This is a genomic window from Photobacterium proteolyticum (genome assembly GCF_001939735.1).
Taxonomy (GTDB): domain Bacteria; phylum Pseudomonadota; class Gammaproteobacteria; order Enterobacterales; family Vibrionaceae; genus Photobacterium; species Photobacterium proteolyticum.
In genome coordinates this window covers 89,150-102,342 of the sequence record NZ_MJIL01000079.1, presented here as the reverse complement: position 1 = coordinate 102,342, position 13,193 = coordinate 89,150, and the positions used below count along the sequence as shown (strand labels likewise).

Sequence of the window (13,193 nt, the reverse complement as noted above, 5' to 3'; positions counted from 1 at the left end):
TACAAAAGGCACTCGATGGTAAGTGATCTAACTATCTCTGGCAGCACGGTTAATCATGAACTCCTGCCTGAAGAATCAAAGGCACTGCAGGTGCTGGCGCTGAAGGTTAGCCATGCGTTTGTAACAGGAGCAGGAGGCTTTCTGGGTAAGGCCATTTGTCGCTACCTGCGGGCAGCGGGGATTGAAGTGACGGGTTTTGCACGGGGGAGTTATCCGGATCTTGAGCTGATGGGCGTCAGGATGGTCAAGGGTGACATCTGTGACAAGCCGGCATTACTGGCTGCGATGCAAGGGTGTGATGTGGCCTTCCATGTTGCCTCGAAAGCGGGTGTCTGGGGCGAAAAGGACGCTTATTTCCTCCCAAACGTGGATGGTGCGCGTAACATCATTGAGGCGTGTCAGACGCTCGATATAGATAAGCTGGTGTACACCAGCACACCGAGTGTGACATTTGCAGGAAGGGATGAAGCGGGAATTGACGAGTCTGCCCCTTATGCCGATAGCTACCTTAACTACTATGCCGAGTCGAAGGCCATTGCTGAGCAGCTGATCCTCGAGGCAAACCATAGTAGTTTGAGTACTGTTGCTCTGCGTCCCCACCTCATCTGGGGCCCGGGTGATCCTCATCTCGTACCGCGGGTGATTGAGCGCGCCCGGGTGGGGCGCTTAAAGCTTGTTGGCAGGGAAGATAAACTGGTTGATACGATTTACGTTGATAATGCCGCCTATGCCCATATTTTGGCTGCGGTTAGCCTGTCCGGGGATGCAAAAGCGTGTGCCGGCAAGGCGTATTTTCTCAGCAACGACGAGCCTATTACGATGGCAGTGATGCTGAACAAGATACTGGCGAGCGCCGACTTACCCGAAGTTAACAAGCGGGTGCCTGCAGGCTTGGCCTATTGTGTCGGCTCGCTTTTAGAGTGGGTATACGGTGCGTTGGGCAAAAAAGAAGAGCCGGTTATGACTCGCTTTGTGGCAAGGCAGTTGTCCACGAGCCATTATTTTGATATCACAGCCGCCAAGCGTGATCTGGGTTATACGCCGCTGGTCAGCATTGATAGCGGTATGAAGAAACTGAAAGCGTCGCTTTCGGACGCTTAATTATAGTTCCAGACGCTAAATTATAGTTTCAGGTACCTAGTTATAATTCCATGGCATACAGTCCGAGAGCCGGTGCGGCTTCGGGCTCTTCGATATTTTCAACAAAATGTAACCCCAGTTTGTTCAGCAGTTTGATGCAGCGTTGGTTGTCAGCTGTGGTAATGGCGACGAGTTTCTTCATCTTTAATTTCCGTCGCCCATACGCCATGACCGCCAGCGCTGACTCATAGCCATACCCCTGACCGAAATTTTCCGGCAGGAAGCCATAGCCAAGGTCGATATCATCCAGTGAATCGCGCTTGATCAATCCGCAAATACCGAGCGGGGTGCAGCATTCTTTTAGCTCGACCAAGTACAGGCCAATCCCGCGTGTCTGATACATCCTGATAGGGCCGTCGAGAAGGTATTGTCGTGCATCTTCAACAGTTTTGAGTTGCTTGTCGCCGACAAAACGAAGAAAAGGTTCCGAGGTATAGAGCTTGAGGGCGAAGGCGGCGTCATCTTCCGTCAACTGACGGATACGCAGGCGCTCGGTTTCGGTAATAATCATAATGTTGTCCTACTCTTTAAGTCCGCCTAACTAAATACTTAGGTTTAGAGGCCATAGTCTCGTTCGACTTTGGATATTCTGACCTTGAATGATGAATACCATTTTATCGGCCATGAGCCCGTAGCCGTTGTCTCCCTCAGTACGCTCGGAAGTAAAGATAACAGCGTAATAAGGTGGTTCAGGTGTATTGGCAATCCCAGACATACTGATTCCTTTCAGTGTGGTAGTTCAATTGATATGGCCTGAAGCGGCAGGATTGCACTGCCCGGCTTCAAGTCTTAGGTTTTGTATCATGCCATTTGCTTGTTGGTTCGAGCTGCGAGCTTATTCGCCAGCGAGTGCAATTCCGGCAGCATTCGTTGGATCAGGTGAAGCTGCTGCAAGACCATACGGACGGACTTACAGTCCTCATCCCGCCATTGGGCAAGCTGCTGCTCAAGATCGGTATCCGAACTTGGTGCCTGACTGCATTGGTTGCCGTCGAGTTGTTCTGCCAGACAATCAAGGTGTGCGTGGATCTGGCGGTGTGCCTTGGCGACCAGGTGATGGGTTTGCTCATCATCGAGCTGGGTCCTGTGAGCTCCCAAGGCCGATATATAGCTCAGCATCGCATGGTTGAGCGTCAGAAAACGAAAGCTCTCGTCGGTTGCCATTCGATAGCGGCCGGGCTCGGCCAACATATTACTGATGGCAGTACTCAACTGGGCGTCGGTATTGTGGGCATCGCGACGGGCAATGCGGTAGTTCAGGCTGTCTTTTTTGCCTATTCGGTACTGGCCGATGATTTGACCAAGGTAGTCGCGGTTAGTGGTAATGGCCGAGGCCATGACCTTGTGCAGTCGGTTTGCCTGCCAGTCAGGCAGAATAAAGCTAACAGCCAGCACGGCGAGCAAGCAGCCGAGCAAGGTATCTCCTAAACGGGGCAGGATCACGGCGTACCCTTCGCCAAGCTGATTGAAGCAGAATAGCACTAGCAAGGTAATGAACGCGGTTGCCAGCCCATAGCGCACGGTGCGGAAGGCAAAGAACAAGACCCCGGCTAACACCATGAGCACCAATTGTCCTTCCTGACCTGGGAACAAGTAAAGCAGAGGGATACCGGCTAGCAGGCCGCCCAATGTACCGAGTACCCGCTGGACCAGCTTCTGGCGTGTAGCGCTGTAGTTAGGCTGGCAGACAAACAGGGTGGTAAGCAGGATCCAGTAGCCTCGTTCCAGCTCCAGAGCCTGAATGACGCCGTAACCGACGGTCAATGCGATAGCCATCCGCAAGGCGTGGCGAAATAGCATAGAGTCCGGTGTGAACTGGCTGGTAATACGTTGCCAGCGCGCTTTCATATTGCGTGCTTCGTTGTCGGCCAGCTCTATATCATTGCCGGTCTGTGCGACATCGGGGTTGCTCACATTTGAAAGCTGGCGTTCAACTGTCGCAAGGTTGTTGAACAGGTACTCGAGCTGGATCAGATAGGTTCGCCACTTCGGGTTGTGCTGGTTTTTCAGATACAGTAGCGATTCCTGAAGCTCGTCGAGTGCTCTGACACTGTCTGCACCGTGCCGGTAGGGTTTGCCCATTGCCAGCGCATGCGAAACTTCTCGACAGGCCTTGGCCTGGCTGGTCAGTAATCGCTGAAAACGAAACAGAACATCGCTGCGCTGGAACGCGGCGGCCAGGTCTTGATAGCGGTAGTGCGAAGAGCTTGCCCGCTCATGAATATCCTGAGCCAGGAAGTAGATCTTGAGGAACTTATCGCCGGTATCGTTCGGTCGGCCACGACGGGCGCGGTTGAGTAAAGTGGCCTTGGCTCCGTTAAGGGCTGCGACGACCCGGGCGTTCTGTCCGGCAGCCTCTAGCCGTAAGGGTTGCGGTACCATATTGTTAACAGGCTCGAAAAGCTTGCTTTTGCTGTCGAGGTAGTGGGCAAATTCAGTAAAAACGGCAGCCAGGCTTTGCTGTACCGGTTGGTTGGGCCACAGGACCTGCCATGTCAGAGATAGCAGGCCATACCAAGACGCACCGGCCAGCAGCAACATCGGCTGATACCAGAGATTCACGCTATGATCGGCACCGAGCATGGTATAGACCGCCAGCAACAATGATGCAAAAGCGATGCTGGCATAACGTGCTCCCATTGCGCCCAGCATAATAAAGCCGAAGGTCGAGCTAAACAGACCGATTGCAAACAGAACTGGGTAATCAAACAGAATTTCGATCGAAAAGGCCGCGATAAGAAAACAAGCCAGTGTCATCACAAGGGCTTTTATCCGTCCGGTCAAGTTATCGTCGGTTTCGGCAAGAGCGGCGGCAATAATCCCCAATACCAGCGGTGTGACTTCGGTCGTGGCGTCCAGATACCAGCAGGGGAAGGCGATCCCGACCAGCGCAATAAGAACTCGAATACTGTAGTTAATTCTGTCGTTCGCCCAGTAGCGGCGAAAAGCAAGTTTTAAGCGGCTGGTTTGCATGTTGGCTCAGTTAGTTAGGTGAAGCGGTAAAGATACCAAAGTTCATATCTCAAAGGGTATATACCCCTTGTAAAAATAGTGGCTAATGCATTTATTAGCAGAAATTTTACTCAAATGGCTGTTCAGGTGCTATGGCCTAACCGGAGTTCTTGTTACTCTTTACCTGTTTTTGGAAAGCTTTGGGTGACAGCATGCGTTTAACAGCCAGTTGGCTAGCACAGTGGTTGGTTCAGGGAGATTATTGCAGCATTGAATTGGCTGAGAATAGCCTGATCCTGGATAGCCAGACCGAGTCCGAGGAAATCCCTTTTGATGACTGGGATGGTGCGATTGCTGTGCATCGTGGTGTGATCTGGGGATCGTTGGAAATCACCTCGGCCGATCAGGAGTACTGCTGGACGGTGCACGGGCTACCTTGGAATCAGTGCAAACAGTTTGCCGAGATATTGCTCGAAGCCTATCGAAGCTGGGCGCAGGGACGTGTTGAGAAACTTGATAGCGTGCTGCCTGACATGCTGAGCCGGATAGATGACTTTGCCGGTCAGACAAGCTATTTGCGCCAGTCTGAACATCAGTGCCTTAACCATTTTCTGCAACAATCGCTGGCAATGACGGGGCTGTCTCATGAACTGGCGACGTCTTTTCGCCCTATGGCGTTTGAGAAAGTCACTCCCTGGCTGGAAGATAACGCTACATGGGTGGAAGAAACCAATAAGCAATGGCTGCGACAAGAAGCGGAAAAGTGGTCATCCTGGTTTGATAAATTTGAGTCTTCTCCCCTCAACGAATCGCAACGAGAAGCGGTGTTAATTAACCAAGATCATAACTTAGTATTGGCGGGAGCCGGTACCGGTAAAACCAGCGTGCTGGTTGCACGGGCGGGTTATTTGGTTGCTAATCAGGTTGCGCAGCCGGAAGAGATACTGATGCTTGCCTTTGGCCGTAAGGCTGCCGAGGAAATGGGCGAGCGTCTCGGCCAGAAAGTAAATAACAACATCAAAGTCGCTACTTTCCACAGCCTGGGTACCCAAATCATCAAGTCGGTGGAAGGTGAGCAGCCGAATGTTTCTCCCTTGGCATTGGATGAAAAGGCTCGCGCTAGATGGATAGCCGAGATGCTGACTGAGCAATGGCAGACTGCGGCGTCCGCCAAACGTTGGCAAAAACACCTGACTCAGTGGCGGATCCCCGGCTTCAAGGCGGATAACTCGATGGAGAAGCAGGCCAAAAGCGAGCAGCTGGCCGCCTGGATCTGGCGCCATATCGAGCTTATCGGTCAGCGGGGGACAAATAAGTCGGAGCTGAGCCAGAGTATCGAGACCAGTGAAGGCAATGCCTCGCATGCGAGGATGAAGAGCGAGCTGGCCTTGTTGTGGCCATGTTTCCGCGCTTATCAGCAATACCTGAAAGCTAATAAGCAAATTGACTTCAACACCATGATCCAAAAAGCGACGGAATATGTCGTTGAAGGAAAGTACGTGCCGGAATGGCGCTTTATTATGGTGGATGAGTATCAGGATATCTCGCCACACCGTTTGGCGTTGATTGAGGCACTTTGCAAGTCGTCACAGGAAGGAAAGAGCCACCCGACGTTGTTTGCCGTCGGTGATGACTGGCAGGCAATTTACCGTTTTGCCGGTGCTGATGTTAACCTGACGACCGGTTTTGAAGAGCGCTTTGGCTCGAGCCATATTACCGAGCTAGGCACTACCTATCGATTTAACAGCATGATCGGCGAAGTTGCCAACGTGTTTATTCAGCAAAACCCTCAGCAGCTGAAAAAGAACCTGACCAGCTTCAAGAAGCAAAAACGCAAGGCGGTAACGCTTCTTTGTCAGGATCTGCTGGAGCAGGAGTTGGTACAGCTTGCTTCGCAAAATAGCAAGCCGACCTCGGTGTTGCTTCTAGGACGCAATAACAATCAGCGCCCCGAAAAGCTTAAAGAGTGGCAGAGCCAGTGGCCGCAGCTGTCGCTGGACTTCATGACTTGCCATGCAAGTAAAGGGCGGGAAGCGGATTACGTGTTCATTCTGGATGTGAACAAGGGGACCTTCCCGGCACCTGATCGTGAAACTGGGCTGGCTGGTTGTCTTCAGGCCCGTAATGAAGCCTTCAGCGATGCCGAAGAGCGTCGCTTGTTTTACGTCTCGCTGACGCGGGCGAAAAAACATGTATGGGTGTGCGCAGATCCAGAAAAGACTTCGCCGTTTATCAATGAGCTGATTGATGAAAAATACCCGGTGATGAATAAAATCAAACGGATGAAAGCTGCCAGAAGCTAATGGCCACGGGCAACTGGCAATTGGCAGCTATGATGACAACACGTTTAAGATGAGCAGGCTTATCCGACAGTAACAACCAGCTTGCCGCTGTGTTGTTGCTGTTTGAGCTTATCTAGCCCGTCCGTGAGTTTGTCAAACGGCAGGCTCTCCTCAATCATGGGATCCAGCTTTCCTTCGCCAACCAGGTTGCTGAGCGTATTGCCGATATCGGCGAGATGATGGATATGCTCGAGCGTGCCATGGGCATAGGTGCCGTGCAGTGCTACCTCATGCAAGCTGATTGCTTTGGTGGTGGCCAGCAGCGGCACCTGATTAAATTGATCGGCAACCATGACAATCTCGCCGTTATAGCGGATGAGGGCACTCATAATACTGCCGGACTTTGCTGACACACAGTCGATGGCGGCGTGTACGAGCTGGTCTTCGGTCAGCTCAATCAATCGCATGGCAACATTCTCGTTTTTCGGATCGATCACGGCATCGACACCATAATCAAGCAGGCGATGATGATGCTGCTTTTCGGCGATGGCATAGACTGTTGCGCCTGCCAGTTTTGCCAGCTGGACGGCAAATCCCCCGACGCCTCCTCCTGCTCCCGTAATTGCTATTTTTTGTCCGGGTTTGATATCCAGTTTGTCATGGACCGCCTGCCACGCCGTATAGCCTGCGCAGGGCAGAGCAGCGGCCTGCTCGAAGCTGACCGAGTCAGGAATGCGGCTCAAAGCATGGGCCTTGACGGCTGTGTAGTTGGCAAACCCACCCGCCTGGCGGGGATCGGCAAAGCAGAACACCCGATCACCCGGCTGAAAGTGGGTGACACCTTTTCCGACCACGGAAACAATGCCGGCAACATCAAGCCCGATGATCTGTGGGTATTGCCAGGTGGCATAGCCCCAGCTTGCGAGTTTATAGTCGATAGGATTGAGGCCAACGGCCTTAACTTCAATACAGACTTCGTCCGAGGCGGGAGTTGGCTTTGCGGCGCGGGATAGCGTCAGGGAGCCGAGTCCTTCCGGTTGGGTTAATTTCCATGCTTTCATGTGCCACCACTTCTGTTATTTTTTTGTCTTAGTTTTTATAAACGTAGGCCAAATTTAGCTTCTTGCCTGACAAGGAATGAGAATAGGTGAGTAAAATCAAGATTTTCGGGGTGAAAACGAAAAAGCCTTCTCAGAGAGAAGGCTTCGATATGTATTGTCGATGATATTGAGAGTGGTATATCAGTCCAGGCGCTCTGAAAGGTAGGCGTTGTAATCCGGGATTTCGATATCCACTTCTTCCTCAAGTTTAGGCGAAGAAATCATGAAGTTAGCGCTGGCACGGTTTGTTGCAACCGGGATATTCCAGACCGCAGAAATACGCAGAAGTGCCTTCACATCCGGGTCATGCGGAACCGCATTGAGTGGATCCCAGAAGAAAATCATCATATCGATTTTTCCTTCAGAGATAAGGGCGCCAAGTTGCTGATCACCACCCATCGGGCCGCTCAGCAAGCAATTTACTTCAAGGCCAGTCTCGCGAGATAGCATGTGGCCGGTTGTTCCTGTTGCGTACAATGTATGAGCGCGCAACTTGTCCTTATGCTCTGATACCCAACGCAAAAGGTGCGTTTTACAGTTGTCATGTGCCACAAGGGCAATGTGCTTGCTGGCTTGCATTGTGCGGGTCGTTACTTGCATTCAGGACTCCACTAAGATGGTGAATATTATCAATAGAAAAAACTATAAACATTAATATCAAAGCGAACCAAAGAAGTACAACCCAAAGAGTTGAAATCAAAGGTGGGTAACATTAATCGCCTAATGGGTATAGCCTGAGCTATCTTACAACGATAATATGCCAATAAATCATAGTGATGCGAGAGCTTAGCCTGCTTATCGCCGAACCTTGTGGTTGTAGACACTAAAGGCTGGCCGAAACTCTGCTGGTGACAGGGAATCAGCGATGACATCTTTTGGCAGGTGTGTCGGAGTCAGCCATTCAATTTTGGGTGACAGATCGCGTTCGATGGGCTTGTCTTCAAGGTGGCGAACGGCCTGATCGAGAGACAACATAGCCTGTTGAGCCATTTTATCGGTCGGGGCGAATAAAATTTTGCCGCGACGCAGACCTCGATACACACCGTGACTGAGGTAGGTCGAAACGATGCTGATATCGTCTGACTTGTGGTTGGAGCGCAATTCACTGATTGCTACTTCTGCTGCAACCGCACCGCCAACGATATAGTCAAGGTGCTGGCCACTGGCAAAGAGCTTTTGGATCAGGTTGCGTTGCAGCTCTTTGCTGTTATCTGCCCACATAGTTTTGATGATATTGATATCACTGTCTTTTACGGCATCCAGAAAACCTTGGGTAACCGGCTTGGTGCCGCCGCGCTGGGAAGGTCCCGGTAACCAGGCAATATTAACAACACCGCTGCCGCGAGGATGGCGCTTGGCAAGGAATTCGCCTGCAGCCTGGCCCATTTCGTACCAGTCTACCCCGACTTTGGCCGTGATGTTTTTGCGGATATCGGGATCGGTGACATCAATATCGTTGATTGTGGCAAAGACCGGAATTTCACCGGTGAGTTGAGACAGTATTCCCTGGTAGGCGGTGCTGTCGACAGTACCAAGAATAATCGCATCGGCTCCCCATTGGTGGCAGTCTTTGATCTGGGTCTGTTGCTTTTCCAGGTGCGGGTAGCCGCCAGCTTCCAGCACTTTCAGTTCAACACCGAGCTTTTTGGCATGTTCAACCATGCCGTAGTTGACCGAGAGCCAGTAGGAATCCTTTAGGTGTGGGTACACGCTGCAAATTTTCCAGGGTTTAGATGCCGTTGTTAACGGTTGATAAGTGATGGTGCGTGACTGTTTATCGCCGGCAAAAGGGGGCTTGTGGGTAATAATCTCTACCCCGTAGGCCGGTTGAAAAGAAAAAAAGAGTAATAAGAAAGAAAAAATTCGCATTTTATTCATGATTAATAGCATCTATACCTGTATCGCTGGCAAAATAGTAATGCTTTATTTTGTGTGGTTAAACCTAATTTTTCCTGTTGTGGTTCTTCTGTATGACATTCACTCCTAGCGGCATCGGTCGAAAATTGCTGATTGCCTTCTCGTCGATGGCCGGGCTGATGATTATTGCCGCGGTTATCGGTGTGGCTGGCTTCTCTTTGGTCGCCAAAACTGAACGAACGGTAATTAACTCCGCGGTACCTGCGCTAGCCGAGGCACGCGAGCTTTCCGACCTCAGTACCCGGATTATTTTCACCGCACAGGTGCTGGCCAAGTCGACCACTGAGCAGGAGCGAGAACGTCAGGGTAAAGCACTGACGATTCATATCGAAGGGCTGAAGCATAGCTTGCGCGAGCTGGAGCAGTACTCTTTTGAATCTACCCTGGTGGGCCAGCTTGAGGATGACGTGAAGCGCATTGTCGACAACCTCGCCATGCTTGGGCTGCTTGTCGGACGAAAAATCGATTTGCAGGCTCAGGTCAATACACTGACCGAAGAAATGGCCAACGCCACCTTGCAGATAGACTCCCTGTCTCAGTCTCAGGTTTCCAATGCCAATACGATTGCGGTGGCGAATGTTTCCCGTATATACGATCTTGTTGATGCCGGTGATACCCCTGCGGTGTTTAAGGCACTGGATAGTTTGGTCGAGGTGGATATGGATCTTACCGAGCGTCTGTTTGAACTGCGGTTTCTTTCCTTGCAGGTGATCAACATGCTTGATGATTCTAACCGGGTCGACAGCATTACATCACTGCTGGCGATTAAGGAGCGCTATAACAATGCTGTTTCGGTGATGCATCATCGGGTTAAATCGGTAGAAGATCCGAGCCGTTCGGTGCAGTTGTTGGAATTAACGCAGACGTTGAACCATGGCGGGATGTTATTCGGCACGCAGGAACAGCTTCTGTATGCGAAGAAAGATGTTGAGCGGATGGAGCAGCAAAATCTGGTGCTGTTCCAGCAGCTTAACCAGACGGTTGGCGATATTATCACCGCAGCGAATGAAGGCACCCAGCAGGCCGTAACCAAAGTTGACGAGACGCTGACGGTGGCGAGAAATAGCCTGATCGGTATTTCCGTGGTTGGCTTGCTGGTCCTGGTACTGATCATGTGGCGCTATGTTTATGCCCGTGTTATTAGCCGGATCAACGACTATAGTCATGCGCTAATGTCATTGGCTCGCGGTGATTTGGAAATTCGTCTGTCTGTTCAGGGAGAAGATGAATTAGCACAGATGGGGCGGGCCATTATGGTGGCGCGAGATACCGCCTATGAGCGCCATCGTCTGGCACAGGTCGAATCAAAAATTCGTTCTGAGTTACAACAACACAAAACCAGCCTAGAGCGCTTAGTTGCCCAAAGAACCAGTGAGCTGGAAAAAGCCAACTGCAAACTTAATCTGGAAGTAGAGAACCACGCCAAGGCACGTGCTGAAGCTGAAAAGGCCAACCGGGCGAAATCTGCCTTTCTTGCGACGATGAGCCATGAGATCCGCACCCCGATGAATGGCGTACTGGGTACGGCATCGTTATTGGCCGATACGGGGCTGACGGCTAAACAGTCGAGATATCTCGACGTGATTAACCGTAGTGGTGAATCTCTGCTGGATATTCTTAATGATGTTCTCGACTATTCGAAAATTGAAGCCGGGCACCTCGATATTCGCCTTAACGACTTTTCTCTGTCTGAGTTAGTGTCAGATGTCTACGATATGCTCGAAAGTCGTGCCTTGGCCAAGCGCATTAAGCTAGTTAGCCACATCGAACCCGGTACCAATGATTATTGGGTGAGTGATGCAACCCGGGTGAGGCAGGTGTTGGTTAACCTTGTTAGCAATGCGATTAAGTTTACCGATGAAGGACAGGTGCGGATACAGGTGAGCCAGGATCCGACCTTTGTCGACGAGTTGCTCTTTGAAGTTGAAGATACCGGCATCGGTATTGCTGAGGGTGAACAGAAAAGTATGTTTGATGCCTTCCAGCAGTCTCTTGAAGGGCGCCAAACGATGGGTGGCACCGGACTGGGACTTGCCATCAGCAGGCGGATTATCGAGGCGATGGGCGGTCAGATTGGTGTTCGCTCGACCCCAAACAAGGGGAGCTGTTTCTGGTTTACCCTCAAGCTACAGCCGGGGCAGCGCTCCCATGTTGTTGATAGTCAGGCACAGGCTTTGTCTTCTGCACACATATTGCTGGTGGAGGACAACCCGGTAAACAGTCTGGTTGCCGAAGGTTTCTTGCACCGACTTGGCCATACCGTTGTGATTGCCGAAGATGGCAAACAGGCCGAGCAGGTTTACGCCGAGCAGAAGTTTGATATCGCTTTGCTTGATATCAATCTGCCTGATACCGATGGGGTGACCTTGCTGCATAAGCTGCGACGGATCGAGGAGGCACGGCACAAGGAGGCTTGGTTTGAGCCAACGCCAATGGTGGCTTTCTCTGCCCATGTATTCCGCGAAGAAGTCGAAATTTACCTGGCTTCCGGCTTTGCCGGTTTCTTGCCAAAGCCCTTGGTCGAGAAACAGCTGGTGGAGACACTGGGCAGTATTTTGTCGGGTGATAAGCGAGTAGTGGTAGAAGACAAGGTAAGCCGGACCGTGCAAGAAGACAGGCCGAATCACGAGAAAGAACAAAACCAGGAGCAGTACGAAGTGGACAACGAACAAGTATGGCCTTTACTGGATGAAAACGTATTAGGCAGCGATTTGAAGGTGTTGGGTGAAGCGCAGGTGAATAAGTTGATTAGCTTATTCGTCGACTCTTCATCAGAGACCCTCGATAAGCTGCTGGTTGAAATTGATAACGGTAATTTGCAGCAAGTCTCAAGCCTTGCCCATACCCTGAAAGGGGCGGCAGGAACGATGGGACTGACAAGGCTTCACAAAGTGTGCCTGGCGTTTGAGAAGTCGGCTAAAGAAGGGGATATTAGTCAGCTGGATGCCTCAGAATTGTCAGTAGTTTTTGACGAGTCTAAGCAGGCTCTTTTTGCTGCCTTTTCTTCCTAGCAGACCCTGCTTGTAGGCTACTGACATGTAAAGGAATATGAAAGTGAACAAGGAGGTCTCATGAGCTATGAATGGTTGATTTTTGATTTGGATGGCACGATAAGCGATCCAAAGCTAGGTATTGTCAGGTCGTTTAATTTCGCCCTTGAACATTATGGCTTTGTTCCACAAAGCGAAGCCGATATAGCGGCTTATATTGGTCCGCCGCTGGATCAAACTTTTGTTCAGTTGACAGGTAACCATGATCCGCTGTTCATTGAAATGATAGTTGCCAAGTATCGTGAGCGATATGCCGAAGTAGGTTACTCAGAAAACCATCTGTATCCGGATATGAAGCAGGTACTGCTGTCATTGAAGGAAAAAGAAGGCTGCCGGCTAGGTGTCTGTACGTCAAAGCGGGCTGACTTTGCAGAGAAAATCCTGGCTATGTTCGGTTTGCTTGATGTATTTGAGTTTGTAAGCGGTGGTGATATTGGCATTGAAAAATGGCAGCAGCTTGAGGCGATTCGCCAGGCCGGTACGATTAGCCAAAATGCTGTAATGATTGGTGACAGAGCCGTTGATCTGACCGCTGCACAGCATAATAAGTTGGACTCGGCTGGCGTGCTGTGGGGCTATGGTTCAAGGGATGAACTTGAGCAAGCCTCACCAACGCATCTTTTTGACCGCCCGGAGCAGCTGCTTGAATTGCTTGGTTGATGGCGTTAATTATTATTAATGTCGCTGATAGCCTAAGTTATCAGCGACATTTCTATGAATTTACTCTGGTTTGAGAAAGCGTGAATACTTTA

Annotated in this window: 10 protein-coding genes; 4 read left to right on the top strand and 6 right to left on the bottom strand. The window is 50.9% G+C overall.

Annotated features, from left to right (window positions below; genetic code table 11):
• The first annotated feature begins 15 nt into the window (after nucleotides 1–15).
• Nucleotides 16–1,101, top strand: a complete 1,086-nt coding sequence (gene oleD, locus BIT28_RS15275) for a 2-alkyl-3-oxoalkanoate reductase (RefSeq protein ID WP_075765197.1) — start codon at nucleotides 16–18, stop codon at nucleotides 1,099–1,101.
• 40 nt (nucleotides 1,102–1,141) lie between these two features.
• On the opposite strand, the gene BIT28_RS15270 is transcribed toward oleD, so the two are convergent.
• The 3 genes from BIT28_RS15270 to yccS form a co-directional block, all read right to left on the bottom strand.
• Nucleotides 1,142–1,651 (bottom strand): GNAT family N-acetyltransferase, encoded by a 510-nt coding sequence (locus BIT28_RS15270; RefSeq protein ID WP_075765195.1) that lies wholly within the window; start codon nucleotides 1,649–1,651, stop codon nucleotides 1,142–1,144.
• Nucleotides 1,652–1,681: 30 nt separating this feature from the next.
• A complete protein-coding gene (locus BIT28_RS29600; RefSeq protein WP_175577539.1) occupies nucleotides 1,682–1,855 on the bottom strand; it encodes a hypothetical protein in 174 nt (57 codons plus the stop codon).
• 86 nt (nucleotides 1,856–1,941) lie between these two features.
• Nucleotides 1,942–4,113, bottom strand: a complete 2,172-nt coding sequence (gene yccS, locus BIT28_RS15260; RefSeq protein WP_075765193.1) for a YccS family putative transporter — start codon at nucleotides 4,111–4,113, stop codon at nucleotides 1,942–1,944.
• 191 nt (nucleotides 4,114–4,304) lie between these two features.
• Here yccS and helD point away from each other — a divergent pair, with 191 nt between their 5' ends.
• Entirely contained in the window at nucleotides 4,305–6,395 is a 2,091-nt protein-coding gene (gene helD, locus BIT28_RS15255) for a DNA helicase IV (protein ID WP_075765191.1), read from the top strand.
• Nucleotides 6,396–6,454: 59 nt separating this feature from the next.
• On the opposite strand, the gene BIT28_RS15250 is transcribed toward helD, so the two are convergent.
• The 3 genes from BIT28_RS15250 to torT all read right to left on the bottom strand — a co-directional run bounded on the left by BIT28_RS15250 (nucleotide 6,455) and on the right by torT (nucleotide 9,343).
• On the bottom strand, nucleotides 6,455–7,435 hold the full coding sequence (locus BIT28_RS15250) for an alcohol dehydrogenase catalytic domain-containing protein (protein ID WP_075765189.1): 981 nt from the start codon (nucleotides 7,433–7,435) through the stop codon (nucleotides 6,455–6,457).
• Nucleotides 7,436–7,615: 180 nt separating this feature from the next.
• The gene (locus tag BIT28_RS15245; protein ID WP_075765187.1) at nucleotides 7,616–8,074 is read right to left on the bottom strand and encodes a methylglyoxal synthase; all 459 of its coding nucleotides are present in this window, start codon (nucleotides 8,072–8,074) and stop codon (nucleotides 7,616–7,618) included.
• 195 nt (nucleotides 8,075–8,269) lie between these two features.
• Complete coding sequence (torT, locus tag BIT28_RS15240; protein ID WP_075765402.1) at nucleotides 8,270–9,343, bottom strand: TMAO reductase system periplasmic protein TorT; 1,074 nt, start codon at nucleotides 9,341–9,343, stop codon at nucleotides 8,270–8,272.
• Between the two features lie 101 nt (nucleotides 9,344–9,444).
• Here torT and torS point away from each other — a divergent pair, with 101 nt between their 5' ends.
• Together torS and BIT28_RS15230 are read left to right on the top strand one after the other, a co-directional pair.
• Nucleotides 9,445–12,402, top strand: coding sequence for a TMAO reductase system sensor histidine kinase/response regulator TorS (gene torS, locus BIT28_RS15235; protein ID WP_075765185.1), 2,958 nt, complete (start codon nucleotides 9,445–9,447; stop codon nucleotides 12,400–12,402).
• A gap of 60 nt (nucleotides 12,403–12,462) precedes the next feature.
• Nucleotides 12,463–13,101, top strand: coding sequence for an HAD family hydrolase (locus BIT28_RS15230; RefSeq protein WP_075765183.1), 639 nt, complete (start codon nucleotides 12,463–12,465; stop codon nucleotides 13,099–13,101).
• The last annotated feature ends 92 nt before the right edge of the window (nucleotides 13,102–13,193 follow it).